21 protein-coding genes are annotated in these 16,438 nt (G+C 44.3%); 6 read left to right on the top strand and 15 right to left on the bottom strand.

Annotation, left to right across the window (positions count from 1 at the left end):
* Positions 1 to 105 precede the first annotated feature (105 nt).
* From BME93_06660 to BME93_06630, 7 genes are all read right to left on the bottom strand, one after another.
* Positions 106 to 717, bottom strand: a complete 612-nt coding sequence (locus tag BME93_06660) for a uracil-DNA glycosylase (protein WRQ72922.1) — start codon at positions 715 to 717, stop codon at positions 106 to 108.
* The gene (locus tag BME93_06655; protein ID WRQ72921.1) at positions 711 to 1,367 is read right to left on the bottom strand and encodes a hypothetical protein; all 657 of its coding nucleotides are present in this window, start codon (positions 1,365 to 1,367) and stop codon (positions 711 to 713) included. Before BME93_06655 ends, BME93_06660 begins: the two co-directional genes overlap by 7 nt.
* Before the next feature lie 120 nt (positions 1,368 to 1,487).
* Positions 1,488 to 1,832, bottom strand: a complete 345-nt coding sequence (locus BME93_06650) for an AbrB/MazE/SpoVT family DNA-binding domain-containing protein (protein ID WRQ72920.1) — start codon at positions 1,830 to 1,832, stop codon at positions 1,488 to 1,490.
* A 5-nt stretch (positions 1,833 to 1,837) separates the two neighbouring features.
* Entirely contained in the window at positions 1,838 to 2,047 is a 210-nt protein-coding gene (locus BME93_06645) for a DUF4258 domain-containing protein (GenBank protein WRQ72919.1), read from the bottom strand.
* 60 nt (positions 2,048 to 2,107) lie between these two features.
* Positions 2,108 to 2,890 (bottom strand): NAD+ synthase, encoded by a 783-nt coding sequence (locus BME93_06640; protein WRQ72918.1) that lies wholly within the window; start codon positions 2,888 to 2,890, stop codon positions 2,108 to 2,110.
* Positions 2,891 to 3,253 carry a P-II family nitrogen regulator gene (locus BME93_06635; GenBank protein WRQ72917.1) on the bottom strand — a complete coding sequence of 121 codons (363 nt, stop codon included), beginning with the start codon at positions 3,251 to 3,253 and terminating at the stop codon, positions 2,891 to 2,893.
* The gene (locus BME93_06630) at positions 3,246 to 3,968 is read right to left on the bottom strand and encodes a DUF1538 domain-containing protein (protein WRQ72916.1); all 723 of its coding nucleotides are present in this window, start codon (positions 3,966 to 3,968) and stop codon (positions 3,246 to 3,248) included. The genes BME93_06635 and BME93_06630 overlap by 8 nt, the downstream gene beginning before the upstream one ends.
* A gap of 138 nt (positions 3,969 to 4,106) precedes the next feature.
* Here BME93_06630 and BME93_06625 point away from each other — a divergent pair, with 138 nt between their 5' ends.
* From BME93_06625 to BME93_06610, 4 genes are read left to right on the top strand one after another with little or no spacing between them, the layout of a single operon-like run.
* Positions 4,107 to 5,372, top strand: a complete 1,266-nt coding sequence (locus BME93_06625) for a serine hydroxymethyltransferase (GenBank protein WRQ72915.1) — start codon at positions 4,107 to 4,109, stop codon at positions 5,370 to 5,372.
* Complete coding sequence (gene serB, locus BME93_06620) at positions 5,356 to 6,000, top strand: phosphoserine phosphatase SerB (protein WRQ72914.1); 645 nt, start codon at positions 5,356 to 5,358, stop codon at positions 5,998 to 6,000. The genes BME93_06625 and serB overlap by 17 nt, the downstream gene beginning before the upstream one ends.
* An 11-nt stretch (positions 6,001 to 6,011) precedes the next feature.
* Positions 6,012 to 6,872, top strand: a complete 861-nt coding sequence (locus BME93_06615; GenBank protein ID WRQ72913.1) for a coiled-coil protein — start codon at positions 6,012 to 6,014, stop codon at positions 6,870 to 6,872.
* Positions 6,873 to 6,927: 55 nt separating this feature from the next.
* Positions 6,928 to 8,010 (top strand): DUF373 family protein, encoded by a 1,083-nt coding sequence (locus BME93_06610; GenBank protein WRQ72912.1) that lies wholly within the window; start codon positions 6,928 to 6,930, stop codon positions 8,008 to 8,010.
* Between the two features lie 11 nt (positions 8,011 to 8,021).
* Here the strand turns inward: BME93_06610 and BME93_06605 are convergent, their stop codons facing one another.
* From BME93_06605 to BME93_06595, 3 genes are read right to left on the bottom strand one after another with little or no spacing between them, the layout of a single operon-like run.
* A complete protein-coding gene (locus BME93_06605; GenBank protein WRQ72911.1) occupies positions 8,022 to 9,686 on the bottom strand; it encodes an ATP-dependent DNA ligase in 1,665 nt (554 codons plus the stop codon).
* Between the two features lie 6 nt (positions 9,687 to 9,692).
* Positions 9,693 to 10,685, bottom strand: coding sequence for a homoserine dehydrogenase (locus BME93_06600; protein WRQ72965.1), 993 nt, complete (start codon positions 10,683 to 10,685; stop codon positions 9,693 to 9,695).
* A 2-nt stretch (positions 10,686 to 10,687) separates the two neighbouring features.
* Positions 10,688 to 11,194 (bottom strand): amino acid-binding protein, encoded by a 507-nt coding sequence (locus BME93_06595; protein ID WRQ72910.1) that lies wholly within the window; start codon positions 11,192 to 11,194, stop codon positions 10,688 to 10,690.
* 83 nt (positions 11,195 to 11,277) lie between these two features.
* Between BME93_06595 and BME93_06590 the strand changes: the two genes are divergently transcribed.
* The gene (locus BME93_06590) at positions 11,278 to 11,796 is read left to right on the top strand and encodes a nitroreductase family protein (protein ID WRQ72909.1); all 519 of its coding nucleotides are present in this window, start codon (positions 11,278 to 11,280) and stop codon (positions 11,794 to 11,796) included.
* A gap of 42 nt (positions 11,797 to 11,838) precedes the next feature.
* Positions 11,839 to 13,389 carry a tRNA uridine(34) 5-carboxymethylaminomethyl modification radical SAM/GNAT enzyme Elp3 gene (locus tag BME93_06585; protein WRQ72964.1) on the top strand — a complete coding sequence of 517 codons (1,551 nt, stop codon included), beginning with the start codon at positions 11,839 to 11,841 and terminating at the stop codon, positions 13,387 to 13,389.
* Here the strand turns inward: BME93_06585 and BME93_06580 are convergent.
* From BME93_06580 to BME93_06560, 5 genes are all read right to left on the bottom strand, one after another.
* Complete coding sequence (locus tag BME93_06580) at positions 13,376 to 13,795, bottom strand: secondary thiamine-phosphate synthase enzyme YjbQ (GenBank protein WRQ72908.1); 420 nt, start codon at positions 13,793 to 13,795, stop codon at positions 13,376 to 13,378. The two genes, BME93_06585 and BME93_06580, sit on opposite strands and share 14 nt — an antisense overlap.
* A gap of 302 nt (positions 13,796 to 14,097) precedes the next feature.
* Entirely contained in the window at positions 14,098 to 14,397 is a 300-nt protein-coding gene (locus BME93_06575) for a nucleotidyltransferase family protein (protein ID WRQ72907.1), read from the bottom strand.
* Between the two features lie 119 nt (positions 14,398 to 14,516).
* Complete coding sequence (locus BME93_06570) at positions 14,517 to 15,083, bottom strand: class I SAM-dependent methyltransferase (GenBank protein WRQ72906.1); 567 nt, start codon at positions 15,081 to 15,083, stop codon at positions 14,517 to 14,519.
* Positions 15,080 to 15,853 carry a 16S rRNA (adenine(1518)-N(6)/adenine(1519)-N(6))-dimethyltransferase RsmA gene (gene rsmA / locus BME93_06565; protein ID WRQ72905.1) on the bottom strand — a complete coding sequence of 258 codons (774 nt, stop codon included), beginning with the start codon at positions 15,851 to 15,853 and terminating at the stop codon, positions 15,080 to 15,082. The genes BME93_06570 and rsmA overlap by 4 nt, the downstream gene beginning before the upstream one ends.
* Positions 15,854 to 16,432, bottom strand: a complete 579-nt coding sequence (locus tag BME93_06560; GenBank protein WRQ72963.1) for a DUF655 domain-containing protein — start codon at positions 16,430 to 16,432, stop codon at positions 15,854 to 15,856.
* Positions 16,433 to 16,438 lie beyond the last annotated feature (6 nt).

Here is a 16,438-nt window from a genome sequence, read left to right as displayed (position 1 = left end):
ATATAGGATAGGTGCTGTGGATTCTTCACTTAACGGCTGGCAGGTATGCGAAGTGCGAGGCAGAGCGGAGGATTTGAGCGAACGCAGTGAGTTGTATGTCCACCGTTAAGCGATGTGGCTATCATATAATTTCAACATCCCCTCGATAAAATCTTTCTTGCCACCACGAGATGGATGCCGAATGTAAATTATTTTTTCGTTAGGAAACAATTCCTTTAATACTTTTTCACCGACTTGACCAAGAGAACAAAGCTTCTTAGGCTTAAATAAGTCATAAACAATTCTCAAATATTTCTTTCCTTCTTCTATTTCTAATACATTTGGTCTCCTATTGCTCTTAGGTATCCTACTTTTATTGGGGTGGAATGGAAAAGCATTCCATAAAATAGGAACCAGTCTATTGCTCCCCAAAAAATCCCATAAGATTGTTGCTGTATTTTCAGAAACTACTTGATGAAGTACAATTTCACTTCCAATTTTTTTAAATATTTTGTGCTCTGACTTCTTTATAACCGCCCCACTTGTGAAAGGTATTCCTGTTAGTCTACAGCCATTATATCCGGGGGCTTCACCTATTAGAAGCACATCATGTTTATTTTGAAGAAGATAATCGAAGTATAATCGTAAATTATTACGAATGTCTTCGTCTTGATATTGGTTGAAGATGATATCAGATGAGTCTCTTTTTGATAAAGACGTTAAAAGATTGTTTAGCATACCTGATTGCTTCCATAAAGTTTCTTTAGTTTTCTCTCTTTATCTTGTTTTGCCTTCTTACCCCAGTAACATTGACCTTTAAAACCGCATCCTTCGCAAATATCTATAATCTCTTTTCTTCCAGATGCACGCCGTAATCGATTCATTATCCCCTGTGTTTGCTTTTGATATTTATCTGCAATACTTACAGTTTGCTTGGTTTTTAGATTCTTCAGAATGTTATTAACGTCATTTTTTATAGAAGAATTGCCCCAACTCACGGGAATCCCCTTTGAATGGTAGTTTATTTCAAAGCAGCCATCCTTAGCTAAAAGAACATGTTCAGAAGCATGAAAACCCTTAGGTTTTTCAAATTGTTTTCCAACTTTAAAATAACCTATAATTTTGTTCTTCTTGTTCCCAGAATAGTCTGTATGCCGCGTATAAAATATGACATATCGATCCGGATCATTTCGTTCCAGAAATTTATTAACTTCTCTGCGATGACAACCCGTATCATAAGACAATGTTTCGAACTTTGGGTATTGATAGTGTCCGGTATTTGTGGGATTACACATGAAGAAATCTCGATGCATCACCTCATTTGAGAATAAAAGACATCCTTTCGGCATATCAGGAAGAGAATTATAGTAAAATAGAATCCAAATCATTTTGCCACCGTGTCTTGTTAGCCATTTCGCTTAACTACTCATAGACGCCCCATCTCCTTATGAGATAGCTATCGTTTAAACCAGATAATGCGTTATTTAAAAACAAACCAAACACCATCATCAATCTAAAATCGTCACCAAAATCTTCTTTCTGCCCTCTGGAACGATTTCAACTTCCTTTCCATTTTTCAAATCTGCGAACTCTGCTATTTGCTTGGGTATGCGCACCATCAATGATTTCCCGGTATAGCTGATCTTCGTCTTTTTTGCGATTCCAAAAACACCAGCTTTCCTGGCAGCTTCCGTCATTCTTTCAGCCGTTTCTTCATCAAAGTACTGTTCTCCACAGGAGCAGACGTCTGCTGGAAACTTTCCTAGATTGATGCCGCAGACTTCGTAGTCCACCTGTTTCCTCGGCAGGAGTCGGTGCAGTTTCTTATCACACATTATGCATTTTTCTAACATTTTAATCACCTTTTTACTTCGAATACAGTTATCACAACCACTTTTTGATCCAACTTTCTAAAGACGACTTCCAGGGTGCCCATCCTAGCATGCATATTCCCTCTTGAATCAGGACCAATTTTCATGCCCTTAACAATCGTTTCTTTGACCTCGCTTGGTGCATACCCCAAACAATCCATCTTTTCTTTTGCATGTCTAGTGAAGATAAATTCCATAACTTACCGATAAGTTATGATAAGTAAAGATATATAAATTTGACGCTCTCGCTGGTCAATCTACATCTCCAGTATGGGCACCATCTCTCTCTTGTGCTTGTTCTCCTCGATGCGCTTGATGATGCGTTCTATGATGTCTTCAGATATGCCCAGCTCTATTTTGATATTGGCAGGTGCCTTCTTCTCATCGATCAGTTTCATCAAAATCGAATCGATTATTTCGTATGAAATTCCCAGCTCCTTTTCATCGGTTTGACCCTTCCATAAACCAGCAGATGGCGGTTTCTCGATAATCTGCTTTGGCACTTTAAGATGCCTGGCGAGTGCCATGACCTGTGCCTTGTAGAGACCCCCCAGCGGGAGCATATCCACTCCACCATCGCCATATTTTGTCGCATACCCCAGGATGACCTCGGTTTTATTTCCAGTTCCGATTACCAATCTGTTCAATAGGTTTGCATAATAGTAGAGGGCGCACATACGTATCCTCGCCTTTAAATTTCCATTACATATATGAAGGATGGGGTCGTAGTCTGGAATTGCGCCAGCGAATGCATCGAGGATTCCGGATATTTCTATCGCCTTGTGCTTAATGTCAAGTACCTCGATAACTTCCATTGCATCGCAAATATCTTCAGGATCGGTGACGCCCCTCTCAGGAATTAATATGCCCAAAACATTCTCTTTGCCAATTGCTTTTACCGAAAGGAACGCAGTTAATGTAGAATCGATCCCGCCGCTTAATCCTATGACTACTCCGTCTTTTTTTGCGTTCTCTACACCAGAACTTATAAATTCAACGGTCTTTTTGATAGTCTCATCAAAATCAGATTCTAATCCCATCTACTGTTCATCCTTTTTATCTTTTTCTAACTTCTCGCCGCATCCTTCCAAATGAACGATTCCTACTACCTTATAGACTTCATGTACAAAGGCCACTCCCCTGCCTGGTTTTTCTAATTCTCCAGCCTTAACTATGGCTTCAAGCACTTGCTCGGTTTTGGGCTTTTTGATGAGAATCATGATAACTTCTCTTTCCGACTCGATGGGTATGCCAAAAAATTTCTTGCACTCATGAATCCCAGTTCCTCTGGCGAAGAAGATGGTTGCACCCTCCGCTCCTGCATTTTTGGCAACGTCCACGATTTTATCGGCCTCGCCCCTTCCTATGATGACATAAATAACATCATGTGTGTTTTTATGCAATTGCAAAGCCTCCTATGTACTTGATTATTATCCCCATAGTCAGAACAGAAATTATTGGACCTACTGATGCCAATGCAATCAATCCGAATCCATCTATTATCGGATCGCGTCCACCTAAAACTCCAGCTAGCCCCACCCCCAACGCCAAAACGAGAGGTACTGTCACTGGACCGGTGGTTACGCCACCACAGTCGAATGCAATTGCGACAATTTCCTCAGGAGCAAAGAAGACCAGAATCAAAGCCAACGTGTATGCAGGAATTATGATGTAGGGTAATGGAATGCCCCACACGATCCTCATCATTCCCACCGCCACTGCAACCGCTACCCCGGCCGCCACGGTGTTGATGAGCAGATTTTTTGAAATCACCCCCACGGTGAGTTCTTCCACTTGTAAACCGAGTATTCTTAGGGCTGGTTCGGCGATGGTGACCGTATATCCCAATAGCAACGCAAAAACGACGATTAACCAAAGCACCTCTTTTTTGGGGAGCGCTGCACCTACTGCCTCACCAAGGGGAAATAATCCGAGTTTGATGCCTTGCAAAAACAATATTAACCCAATGACTGCCATCGTAATTCCAATGGCAATTTCATATGGATTTTTTATTGGCATCTTTAGAATAACTAGTTGAAAAATGACCAATAATATTATCACGGGGGCTATCGCTTGTAGCACATCTATTGCCGTACCTTTAAGACCATAAAACGCCATAATCCCTCTCCGAGTATGTAAACTATTTACAGATTAGTATCATATAAGCCTTTTTAGTGACATAATTCTCGTAGAGAAACTTTTAAGTCATTGTGTTGCTACCACTTAAACCCAAATATCAAATCGTGTGGAGATTACATGGACTCAGAGATACGGCATATCATAAATGCGGCAAAATCACATACTAAATTATATGGTGACTCGTTGCCGATGATCGCCAGCGAGAATATCACCAGCCCCATCGTCAGGCGGTTAGTTGCCTCAGACCTTGGACATCGATATGCAGAGGGCAAAGTGGGGCATCGCTATTATCAAGGTTGCAAATACATCGATCAGATTGAAGAAAGTGCAATTAAACTGACCAAACGACTATTTGAAGCGGAACATGTTAACGTCCAGCCGATTTCAGGAGTTAATGCAAATATCGCGGTCTTTTTTGCACTGACACGCCCTGGAGATTTACTCATGCCGCTAAATGTGCCACACGGCGGACATGTCAGCCACGCAAGATACTCTGCCGCCGGGATCAGGGGGTTGAAAATAGAGTGCCATCCTTTCAACAACGAGGAAATGAATATTGACACAGACCTGATGGTTAAAAAAATTCTGAATATAAAACCAAGAATCGTTATGTTTGGGGCAAGCTTATTTTTATTCCCTCACCCTGTAAAAGAGGCACAGCAAGCCGCAGAGGAAGTTGGCGCTAAAATCGTGTACGATGCGGCCCACGTATTGGGGCTAATCGCAGGAAAGCAGTTCCAGGACCCGTTGAGAGAGGGGGCGGATGTCGTAACTGGTTCGACTCACAAGACGTTTCCAGGTCCCCAGGGTGCATTGATATTATGCAAATCCGATATCGCAAATGAGATAGATGATGCTGTATTCCCTGGAACCGTCAGCAATCATCATCTGCACCACGTAGCAGGTCTGGCTGCGACCCTCTCTGAAATGATCGCCTTTGGAGAAGATTATGCAAAGCAGACGATAGCCAATGCAAAGGCGCTGGGGCAGGCTTTGTATGAAACAGGGTTGGATGTGCTTTGTGAAAAAAAGGGATTTACAGAGTCGCATCAAATAGCCATCGATGTTTCGAAGCATAAAGGTGGGGCAAAAGTGGCATCCAATCTAGAAAGGGCTAATATCATCGCAAATAAGAATCTGCTTCCCTGGGATGATGTAAACAATGCAGACAACCCATCTGGTATTCGTCTGGGCGTTCAGGAATTAACGCGCCTAAATATGAAGGAATCGGAGATGCAAGAGGTCGCAAGTTTCATCAAGCGCGTCGTAGTAGATGCAGAGAGTCCTGAAAAAGTTAAAAAAGACGTGATGCATTTGAAAAGAAGATATCAAATTGTCCATTATTGTTTTGATGAGGGAGGCGCATATGAGTTCCCCGAATAAAAGTGCAAAGCTGATCGTATTTGACATGGACAGCACCCTGGTCGATGTGGAAATAATCGATGAGCTTGCTAAAGCCGCAGGCGTTGGCGATGAAGTTGCCAGGATAACCAGAAAAGCAATACGAGGCGAAATCGACTTTGAAGAGGCTCTTAAAGTTAGAGTGCAACTTTTACAGGGTCTGCCCGAGGCAGATATCAAAAGGATTGCAAAAAAAGCTCCGATTATGAGGGGGGCAAAACGCTTGATAGGCGAGGCGAAATCCAGAGGATATAAAACGGCGATGATTACTGGAAGTTTTATGACTGCTGCCGAGATAATCGGAAAGAAACTCGACCTCGATTACGTAATCTCCAACGAATTGGCGGTCAAGGACGGAGTGTTGACCGGCGAGGTGAAAGGCCCACTTATGACACTGGGTTCAAAAGAACGAGCGCTGGTGCAGATTGCGACATCAGAAGGCATCCCCCTCAAAAACTGTGTGGTCGTGGGAGATGGGGCGAATGACTTAGATATGTTTAAGAGCGCCGGGCTCTCAATAGCATTTAATGCCAACTCGGTATTAAGGGATGTCGCAGATATAGTAATAACTCAAAAAAACCTTGAATTGATCATACCTTTATTACCTTGATGGGAGCGAATATGTTAGAAGACTTACAAAACAAGATGGGCAAACTGCTCGAAGAAGCAGATAAGCATAAAAAGGAGCGAAACAGGTGGAATGCCCATGCCAACATATCGGCGACGCGGAGAAACGAACTCAACGATAAAACAAAGAAATTAGTGGAACAGGCACAACAGTTCAAAGAAAATAGAGATGGGTACAATCAGAATGTGCGTGACCTTAAAAAAAAGAGAGACGAATACAATAACCAGGCAAATAGCATCTATGCAAACCTAGATTCGTTGCGCAAAAAAAGCAATGCAGGAGGGGGGATGTCGCTCAATAAACTCAGACAGGATATCGACGCGCTGGAGTTCAAACAACAGACGGAAGTGCTGAGCATAGACAAGGAGCGCCAACTCGTTGAGAAGATTTCTGCACTTCAAGAAGAGTTTTTGAAAAGGAAAGAGCAATTGGAGCAGGATGAGGAGTTCAAAGCGCAGTTAAAAACAGCACAAAAGTTACGGGATGGCGCTTCAGAATGCCATGATAAGCTCACCGAGTATGCCAACATGGCCCAAGAACAGCACGATAAGATGCTCTCTACGTTTAAAGAGGTGGACAAGATTAGAGCTGAAGCAGATGCGATGCATATGGAATTCATAAAAGCACAGGAAATCGCCGACAATGCCCATCATATGTATATCGGGCAGCGAAGGGAGATGCGGGATATTAGTAAACTGATAATTGGCTTGAAGAGAAATGAACAAAATATCAAAGAAGTTGAGATGAAGGCAGAAGCCAATAAAGTGGCAGAAAAATTATACGATAAATTTAAAAAAGGCGAAAAGTTGAGCACAGAAGACCTGTTTATATTGCAACGCTCGGACATGCTCTAAATTGGGAAGTGGTGGGGAATCTTTTTATATTTTCCACAACTATAATCGAGACGTAATGGTAGACATACTTATAATTTGTATCGACCGAGATGATGATCTCGGATACAAAGCGGGGATTAAAAGCCCTGTCATCGGTAGAGGTGGCAATCTGGACGCTGCGATGCAGCTAGCACTTTCGGACCCGGAGGACTCAGACATCAATACCATCTTCGGCGGAATACAGATTTACGATGAGCTCAAATCACAGGGACAGGACGTCGAGATTGTAATGATTTGTGGCAGCCAAAACGTCGGCATTCAATCAGATTTAATCATAGCAGAGCAACTCGATGCAATTCTGGAAAGAATCAATGCAAAAAAAGCAATCGTAGTGTCCGATGGAGCCGAGGATGAATCTGTTTTGCCAATCATCGAGTCGCGCATCAAGGTCGACGCAGTGAAACGGGTTGTGGTCAAGCAAAGCCAAAACATAGAGAGCACATATTATATTATCAAGCAATTGTTCGAGAACCCCAAAATATCCAAGACATTTTTCATACCGATTGGACTGGCGTTTGTCATCTATGCGATTTCGCTGTTAGCGGGTTACCCACAGGGTGCCGTCATCGCCATCACAGCCTTTGTGGGCATTTATATGCTCATCAGGGGGTTTGAACTGGATGACGTCATGGGGGACTTCACCGAAAATTTGAAGCGATTATTCTATGGTGGAAAAATGTCATTCGTGACGTATATATCTGCAGTAATTTTAGGTTTTATAGGCATTATTCAGGGATTAGCTAATATCTGGGAACTTGAACCGCAAGGCATATTGATGATAGTTATAACATTTATCAACGCATCGGTCTGGTGGATTGTAGCCGGCGGATTGTTTGGCGTAATCGGAAAAATAGTCGATGCATACCTTGGCAAAGGGGGAGCAGGACACTATCTGGTTTTACCGTTCTTTATATCATCAGCAGGACTGCTCCTCTGGGCAGGGTCGGGGTATATACTAACGCTCAAGGAATATGGATTTACGGCCGGGGCACTCATACATCTTGTCATCTACATCATCTTTGCCATAATTATGGCATTGATCGGAGTAAGACTCTCGACATATATGAAGAAGTCAGAAAAAAATAAGGCATCCAGATGAGCATCAATCCTTTAGGTCTGCCCTTTTTGTTTTTTGTATAATTCCCGCACTCGTTCAATGGTATCGGCATCTTTCACTGATTTATCCTCTCTAACCCTCACCAACCGGGGGAAGCGAAGGGCAAAACCAGATTTGTAATTTGAACTCCTTTGAATCTCCTCATAGCCTATCTCGAATACGATTTCAGGCTTTATCTGTATATCCATTTCCACATCAGAGAGGACTAGGTCTTTAAACAATTCGGTCAGTTCCACCAACTGTTCATCTGTTATTCCAGTTCCAACCCTCCCAATATCGAGGAGCGAGTCCATTGTTGGATTCCTGCAAGCCAATGAATATGAACCGATAAGGTTCGCCCTTCTGCCTTCGCCCCACATGCCTCCAACGACTACAAGGTCAAGTGTTTCCGCCACTGGCTTGACCTTCAACCAATTTTTCCCCCTCTTGCCGGGGGTGTACATTGATTTTGGATTTTTTGCCAATACCCCTTCGTGACCGGCAGATATCGCGCCTTTATAAATGCGCTCTGCGACGCTGATATCGCTGGTTATTGTCTGGGGCGATACCTCAATCATCGGTGCATGGTCTTTTTTTAAGCTCTTCTCAAGAATGCGACGCCGTTCAACCAAGGGCTCATGTATTAGACCTTCTCCGTCCAGAAACAGAACGTCGAATAAAGATAGGTGGAGGGGAATCTCCCTGGCAATTCGCTTGACCTCGTATTTTCTTCGGAATCTTCTCAGAATATCTTGAAAAGGCCTTGGCTTTCCGTCTTCTCCTATCGCAATCACTTCTCCCTCAAGGATTGCCTGTTTAAAACTCACACCATCTTTGAGCATATCTACGACATCTGGAAGGGATTTTGTAATGTTTTCCAATCGCCTGGAGTAGAGTAGGATATCACTATTTGTTTTGTGGATTTGTACACGCGCTCCATCGTATTTATATTCTAAAGCGACCTCACCCATCTCTTCTATTGTGCTCTCCACATCCTTGGCTACTTGCGCCAACATCATCTTGACCGGTCGCCCTAGTTCGATGTCCAATCGCCTCAGCTCCTTTGCGCCCTTTTTTGCAGTTACGGCGACCAATCCTAAATCGTTGGTCAACATATACGCCCGTTCAACCTCATCCTTTGATACGTCAAACGCCTGTGCAATGGCGTCCCTGACGGTGCCCTCTCCAACCCCTATACGCAACTCTTCCAGTACCAATCTAGCAATATATCGCGCCTCTTTTGGTCGTGCCGAGCCAAATAGGTCCGCCAGTATCCTGGTCTTCTTCTTTTGCGAAGCTTTGCCACCTGCCCTTGAGATGGCTTCGAAGCTCTTGTAAACATGTCTTACGGTCAGCTCGCCAGCGAAGAGGGGTCGCTGCATCTTTTTTTCACATAATTTCTCACAAGCCAGCCCCGCATCTCCCAGTTCCCTCACCCCTGCTTTGACCTGGCGCTTTTTGACGCCGGTCGCCATGGCTATCGCATCATATAGCAAACTGGGACCTATACCGAGTTCCTCCGAACTCCAGGCAGGGAAGATGGACCCCTCGATAAAACGTGTAACGATGTCCAGATTGTCTGCGCTCTTCAAAAATTTAGAAATAATTCTTGCCATCTCGAGGTTGCTCGTGACACTCTCCAGTTTCTCACATATCTCCGCAAATTCGATGAACTTCATATAACACTACCGTGCAATACTTATTAAATCGCTTAATATCGAGCTGGAAGTTTCAACTGCGCCTGCGCCCTTGCCAGTCACCGTTATCTCCCCAGCCAGGTCAGTCTGTATCGATATTATATTCAATGTGCCCCCTACCGCAAGCGGGTGATCTTTAGGGACCAGATGCGGGGCGACAGTCGGTTTGTTATTATTTTGTATCTCTCCGACCAGCTTTATAACGTATCCATCATCATACGCCAATTTCAGTGCTTCCGGGGTGATATTCGTGATTCCGGCCACGTCCACGTCTTTATAACCAATGTCCATGTCAAAGATGGAGTTAGCGAGAATCACCAATTTACAGGCGGTATCGATACCTTCGACGTCATATGTAGGGTCAGATTCTGCTATACCCAACTCCTGCGCCTCGGATAACACGTGCTCATATGGCAACGCTTCCATTGTCATTCTGGTAAGGATATAATTACAGGTGCCATTGAGGATGCCCTCGATTCCGAGTATTTCATTCGCCTGCAATGTCTCTCTCACCAGGTTTAATACTGGCATGGCGCCACCGACCGAAGCTTCAAACATGAACTTAACGTCATTTTCCTCTGCCGCTTTTTTCAATCGAGTATAGGCAACTGTCAACGGTCCTTTATTTGAGGTAACGACATGTTTTTTTGTCTCAAAAGCAGCCATCATATGAGACATGCCAGGTTCGCCAGTGTCGATGTTTGTAGGAGTAGCTTCTATTACGATATCTGCATCAACCTCTTTTAGTATATCGATTGCTTTCAGTCCCTTTTCCCAATGAGGATGCTCGTTCAGCAATTTTGACTTCATCAGATCGATGCCCCCTTCACACACAATGCTCCCGTCCCGTTCACCGATTCCCACTAACTCAAAGTCAATTCCGTATTTACCTTTTATGTACTCCCTTTTCTCAGAAATGCTCCTTGCAACTCCGCTGCCTATTACACCAAATCCGACTATTAAAATGCGCACCTTCTTCAACATTACAAAACCTCTGTTTTGACTCGTTCGATCAATAAAAGACCTTTTTCATGTGCGATGTTCCTCAATAACTCTATCGCATCCGACAGTTCTTTTTTTCCCATAGCACGTATTATCAGTCGTGCAGATGAATACTGGTCTATGCCAGGCATTGACATCGCCAGGTCCTTGACCTCTGCATATCCAGTACCATCAACCTGAGCTATGGTATCACTGATATCGGAATGAACGATATGTCCGACAAGTATCACGACCGCTCGTTCGCGTAATCGCTCCCTTCCAATCTGTGCAACCACGACCCCATCATTTTTCAACCTGTTGACCAGGGTATCAACCCTCGTTTCATCGATCTCAAAGGCAATTTGTACTGGAATCAAACCTCTCGGATTTTTTCTCTCCCTGTGATGAACCACAGAAACTATATTGCCCCCCAATTCCGAGATAGGACGAAGCGCCAATACCAGTTGTCCGGGTATGTCTTTTAACTCCAGATCCATTGTCACTCTCATATATGACCCTGCCACGATATGTACTTTAATCCTTAAAGATTTATGGCTAATTATAAGAATAATAGTTAGAATATGGATTTACCATGAATGAATGTTTCAACATCATAGAAACTCGAAGGTCGATACGCAGATTCAAAAAGAAAAAAGTGAACCTGTCAGACATAAAGACGCTGCTACGTGCCGCGCATATGGCGCCATCCGCAGGAAATCTGCAGGCACGGGAGTTCATCATCGTGACAAATGAAGACGGGCGCAGAGGATTGTCGGAAGCCATATACAGTCAACGTCACGTTGCAGAAGTGCCCGCCATGGTCATCGTATGTGCCAATATGCTGCGCTCAGAACGGCGTTATGGGGCAAGAGCTGCCCTTTATGCCATTCAGGATGCGACAGCATCGGTGATGAACATATTACTTGCTGCCCATTCTCTGGGCCTTGGAACCTGCTGGATAGGCGCCTTCGATGAGAGAGAAGTTTCATCGGTTTTGAGCATACCAGCGCACGTGCGACCAATTGCATTGGTAGCGATTGGACATCCAGATGAGATGCCAGATACGCCACCAAGGCTGGGTGAGAGGATAGAGCACTGGGAGGGCTGGTAAAAGGTGTCCAACTCCAAGTCAGCATGTCGAGAAGTAGTGGAGATGATATTAAAAGGAGAAGTCCGCACCCACGACGAATTAAATGCCGCCAAGAAATCGATTAGCATGCAGTACGGACTATCCGGCTTTCCAAAGAATTCCGCTATACTTTCCACCGCCACTGGGAGTGAACGGGACATCATCAAGAGATTGGTCCAGATAAAACCCGTTCGAACTATTTCTGGAGTCGCGGTAATAGCGGTGATGACGTCTCCTCACAAATGTCCACATGGTTTATGTGTTCCATGTCCTGGAGGCCCCCAATCCCATTTCCAATCGCCGCAAAGTTATACTGGCTATGAGCCTGCAGCATTGCGCGCGGTTCAGCAGGATTTTGACCCCTACCGCCAGGTGACGGAGCGGCTTAAACAACTGAAACAGATGGGGCACTCCGTCGACAAAGCAGAATTGATCGTCATGGGTGGCACAGTTACATCCCGTTCCCTGTGCTACCAGGAATGGTTCGTCCGACGCTGTATAGATGCGATGAACTGTTTTGGCTCTGCGGGGTGCGCAACTTTGTCGCTTGAAAGTGCACAGGCGATTAATGAAACGGCAAAGGTCAGAAACGTAGGAATTACGTTTGAGACGCGTCCGGATTGGGCACGAAAAGAGCATGTCGACCAGATGTTGAAGATGGGTGGAACCAAGGTCGAACTGGGGGTTCAGAGCACGTATGATTTCGTGTTGAAGCGAATGCAGAGGGGGCACACCGTTAAGGACGTTATCGAGGCCAACGCCGTCCTCAGAGACAGCGGATTCAAGGTCGGATTTCACATGATGCCTGGGTTGCCTGGTTCAGATTTTGACATGGACCTCAATATGTTCAGGCGCATATTCACCGACCCAAAATTCTGCCCTGATTATCTGAAGATATATCCAACGCTGGTGATAGAGGGGACGCAGTTGTATGAAATGTGGCAAAGCGGAGAATACGACCCGCTGACGAACGAAGATGCCATCAAATTGATATGCCAAATAAAGATGCTGCTTTCCAAATGGACCAGATTGCAGCGAATTCAGCGAGAGATTCCCGCACACTTGATTATGGCAGGCGTGACCAAGAGCAATATCCAACAACTTGTTGAAAACAGACTTAACGAATTGAATAAAAGATGCCAGTGTATCAGATGTCGAGAAGTGGGACATGCACTGCTGAAGGGCATTGTCCCTCACCCAGAGCATATTGAACTGAAGATAGAAGAATACAACGCGTGCAATGGTCTTGAACATTTTATATCATTTGAAGAAAGCGATATTCTAATTGGATTTCTGCGGCTCAGGTTTCCGCATAATCCATACAGACCAGAATTAAAAGATGCCGCCCTGGTTCGCGAGCTGCACGTTTATGGTCCGATGGTTCCATTGGGACAAAAAGCCGCAAGCGAATGGCAGCATAGGGGATATGGAGAAGAGCTTTTAAAATGTGCTGAAGAGCTTGCACTTGACGCAGGATTTAGCAGGATTGCTATCATCAGCGGTATAGGTGTGCGAGAGTACTATAAAAAACTTGGTTACGAACGGGATGGCCCATATATGGTCAAACTCCAATAATTTGAAGTATCAGCCTGCGTGATCGCGGCTGATTATCCAAATCGATGAATACGACCTGCTGCCATGTGCCCAGCATCAATTTCGCATTCGAGAAGGGTATCGTCTCACTTGGGCCCAACAGCGAGGCGAGCACATGGGAGTGGCCATTGCCATCGCCCCATTTGAGATTGTGCTTGTATTCCATCTCCTGTGGTGCCATTCGTTCCAGTGCATTGGCCAAATCTTCGACAAGACCGGGCTCATATTCTATCGTTGTTATGGCACCGGTGGACCCAGGCACGAAGACTGTAACGATGCCATCCTTCAGATTAGACTCTTTCAGCAATTCAGCAACTTTGTCAGTGATGTCGATGATGTCGACATTGCCTTTACTCTGCAGGTGGACAGTTTTTGTTATCACAGTCATAATTTATCTCCCTTGGGCGGAAACTTCTTGAATCTGTATATCTCATTTCTCCATAATGGTAAGTATATTTTGTTTCAGCACAGGTAATTCCCTTTCAACAACCCCCCCATGTAAATTCAATATCGACCCCCAAAGTACCCATAAATAAGTTTGTCTCTCATACTCGCAATTTGTCTCCATGGAACCTCGCTATATTTCTACCGTAGTTCCAGTGGTAAGTTTTTCACAAGTCGTCTTTCGTTTTCCCTTTTGTGTATTCTTCAATAAGTTCGATACTTTTGAGTATATGTTTAAGGAATATCTCATGATCTTTCTTCATAAAAAACCTCCTGCTCATCGAGAATATAGTCTCTAAGCAAAGGGTGTATTGAATTGTAAGTTAGAAGATCGACTTCGCGATTCAGGATATCTTCAAGTTCCAACTCAAGTCCTACAAGGTCAAGTAGAGTTTTATTTTCTCTATCTTTGAACTCTATGAGAATATCAATATCACTACTCCCTCTTTCTTCACCTCTTACAAATGAACCAAAGAGTGCCGCCCTTTGAACACCATATCTTTTAAGTATGGGCAAGATTTTAGCTTTGATATCCTCAATAGTCATTTTTGTTCCCCCATCCATCTGCCCAGAGCAGTTCCACATATTTTTTGTTATTTGACATATCTGCTGCCTTAATTTAATATCATCATTTCATATAACAACTACCATTATACGTCTTCCCATCATAGAACTATCCTCTTGCCGCGAAGGACCACCAATCTCTCAAAGAAGTGCTTTTCGCTCAAAACTTCATCTACCGCAAAACCAAGTGACTCCATCTTCTCTTTGACCTGCTCAATTCCAGTCAGCGAAGATATCAATAATAAAATTCGGCCCCCTTCTCCTAAATGTTCATTCGCCTGCCCCAAAAATCTATTGATGACTGTCCGTCCGTCCCTTCCGCCATTCCATGCACATTCAATCCAGCCATCGACCTTTTCGTCTTTAGAAGTTGGTAGATATGGTGGATTAAAAAGTATCAGGTCGAACTTTCCACTAATCCCGCCAAACATATCGGTCCTGATGACTTCCACTCCATTTAGCCTTGCAGATGTTACAGCATATGGATTGATGTCGGTGGCAACCACTTTTGCACGGTCCATCAGGCACATTGAAACGATGCCCGAACCTGTTCCGATTTCCAGAACGTAATCCGACTCTCGTACTTCGGCAAGCGCTGCCTGTATCATCAAAAACGAGTCCTCTGCGGGTTCATATATATCGGGCAGTGACACCTCTGGCACAATCATGAGATTGCCTCATATACCATATCGGACAGAATTGCGAGTTCTTCGGGAGATAACTCTCCTGGTCGCTTGTGCATCATATTTCTTGGCAACATATTGACGATTTCATTGGCATCACAGTGCGACCCGTGGACAAATCTGGATTTTATCTGGAACATATTGATGATAGCGTTCTTCATCTGTTTTCTTCGTTGCGTAAACACAGCGGTCACGAAATCGAAGAAGAATTCTTTATTCAACACGTTCAACGTGGGCGGTCGTGGAACAATCTTCACTATGGCAGATTTTACTTCTGGTTGTGGGCGGAATGCGGTTTTGGGTACGCTCTCCAGTATCTCTACATCTGCGAAATACTGAACGCATATTGAAAGCCTACTGTAGTCTTTAGTATTGGCAGTTGCAACCATTCGTTTGGCAAACTCGTGTTGGTACATTAAGATGCCCAGCTGGAAATCATGCTCTAAGAGTTTGAATGTAATATCGGACGAAATAGAATACGGCAGATTGGAAACGACCTTGTCAAATTCGGGGAAGTCCACTTTCAGCGCATCACCGTGGATGATATCGACATTGGGAAGTTTGAGGTCACTTATCATCTCTGCCAAACGGCCACTTGATTCGATGGCGAACACCTTAGCGGCTTTTGCCGCAAGTGCTTTTGTTAGATTGCCAGCACCAGCGCCGATTTCAAGCACTACGTCATCGTCGATATCTGCATAATCGATGATGCGCCCAACGACTCGTGGGTCTATCAAAAAATGTTGGTCATGCATCTATCTCACAAATATCCGATATTTTATATGCTCATCCCGTAGCTCTTCTATTATCCTGTGAACGATAAGCTTCTCCGGATGGTGCAAACCTTTAACCCTGTCTCTGAGGTCTTTAAAGCTCGTAAATTTGCCCTTCTTCCGCTCATCGATGAGTGTCCACATCAACTTTTTACCGATGCCGGTGAGCAACTCCAACTGATGTAATCGGGTCGTCAGAGGTTGGGCTTCGTTAAAGAAATCGACAAACCGCTCTTCGTCGTCAATCACCCGCTTTTCAAGCACATAAGGGAGCTCGATTCTAGCGCCATGCGTGAGCTCGTCGTATTTAAGTCTCCTCTTGACATGGTCTATTTCTTTCCTGTCACCCTCGCCAACATAAACTCGCTCCTGAGTCTGCGGCACCACGCCTTCTTTGGGAATCAATTCCAACAGCACAAAATGGTCCTCGCCCACACTATGAACTATTGGTTTCTTTTGGTATACTGGTCGGGAATCGTCCGGATGACCATATGGCAAATAATCCAAAACCAGCGCATATTCTTCTTTCTCTTCGTTCGGGGCCATCGATTCCAACTCCATATTCAA

Source organism: Methanosarcinales archaeon Met12, from assembly GCA_002813105.2.
Taxonomy (GTDB): domain Archaea; phylum Halobacteriota; class UBA148; order UBA148; family JAJOKI01; genus JAJOKI01.
The sequence above is the reverse complement of the archived record's forward strand: the minus strand, read 5'-3'. Positions and strand labels throughout refer to the sequence as shown.

Bases quoted from the DNA above. Each gene is read 5' to 3' on its own strand.
- BME93_06605 (WRQ72911.1), bottom strand. From the start codon at position 9,686: ATGAAGTTCATCGAATTTGCGGAGATATGTGAGAAACTGGAGAGTGTC.
- BME93_06660 (WRQ72922.1), bottom strand. From the start codon at position 717: ATGCTAAACAATCTTTTAACGTCTTTATCAAAAAGAGACTCATCTGAT.
- BME93_06595 (WRQ72910.1), bottom strand. From the start codon at position 11,194: ATGAGAGTGACAATGGATCTGGAGTTAAAAGACATACCCGGACAACTG.
- BME93_06560 (WRQ72963.1), bottom strand. From the start codon at position 16,432: ATGGAGTTGGAATCGATGGCCCCGAACGAAGAGAAAGAAGAATATGCG.
- BME93_06590 (WRQ72909.1), top strand. From the start codon at position 11,278: ATGAATGAATGTTTCAACATCATAGAAACTCGAAGGTCGATACGCAGA.
- BME93_06580 (WRQ72908.1), bottom strand. From the start codon at position 13,795: ATGACTGTGATAACAAAAACTGTCCACCTGCAGAGTAAAGGCAATGTC.
- BME93_06640 (WRQ72918.1), bottom strand. From the start codon at position 2,890: ATGGGATTAGAATCTGATTTTGATGAGACTATCAAAAAGACCGTTGAA.
- BME93_06655 (WRQ72921.1), bottom strand. From the start codon at position 1,367: ATGATTTGGATTCTATTTTACTATAATTCTCTTCCTGATATGCCGAAA.
- BME93_06625 (WRQ72915.1), top strand. From the start codon at position 4,107: ATGGACTCAGAGATACGGCATATCATAAATGCGGCAAAATCACATACT.
- BME93_06615 (WRQ72913.1), top strand. From the start codon at position 6,012: ATGTTAGAAGACTTACAAAACAAGATGGGCAAACTGCTCGAAGAAGCA.
- BME93_06650 (WRQ72920.1), bottom strand. From the start codon at position 1,832: ATGTTAGAAAAATGCATAATGTGTGATAAGAAACTGCACCGACTCCTG.
- BME93_06630 (WRQ72916.1), bottom strand. From the start codon at position 3,968: ATGGCGTTTTATGGTCTTAAAGGTACGGCAATAGATGTGCTACAAGCG.
- BME93_06585 (WRQ72964.1), top strand. From the start codon at position 11,839: ATGATATTAAAAGGAGAAGTCCGCACCCACGACGAATTAAATGCCGCC.
- BME93_06575 (WRQ72907.1), bottom strand. From the start codon at position 14,397: ATGACTATTGAGGATATCAAAGCTAAAATCTTGCCCATACTTAAAAGA.
- BME93_06645 (WRQ72919.1), bottom strand. From the start codon at position 2,047: ATGGAATTTATCTTCACTAGACATGCAAAAGAAAAGATGGATTGTTTG.
- rsmA (WRQ72905.1), bottom strand. From the start codon at position 15,853: ATGCATGACCAACATTTTTTGATAGACCCACGAGTCGTTGGGCGCATC.
- serB (WRQ72914.1), top strand. From the start codon at position 5,356: ATGAGTTCCCCGAATAAAAGTGCAAAGCTGATCGTATTTGACATGGAC.
- BME93_06570 (WRQ72906.1), bottom strand. From the start codon at position 15,083: ATGATTGTGCCAGAGGTGTCACTGCCCGATATATATGAACCCGCAGAG.
- BME93_06610 (WRQ72912.1), top strand. From the start codon at position 6,928: ATGGTAGACATACTTATAATTTGTATCGACCGAGATGATGATCTCGGA.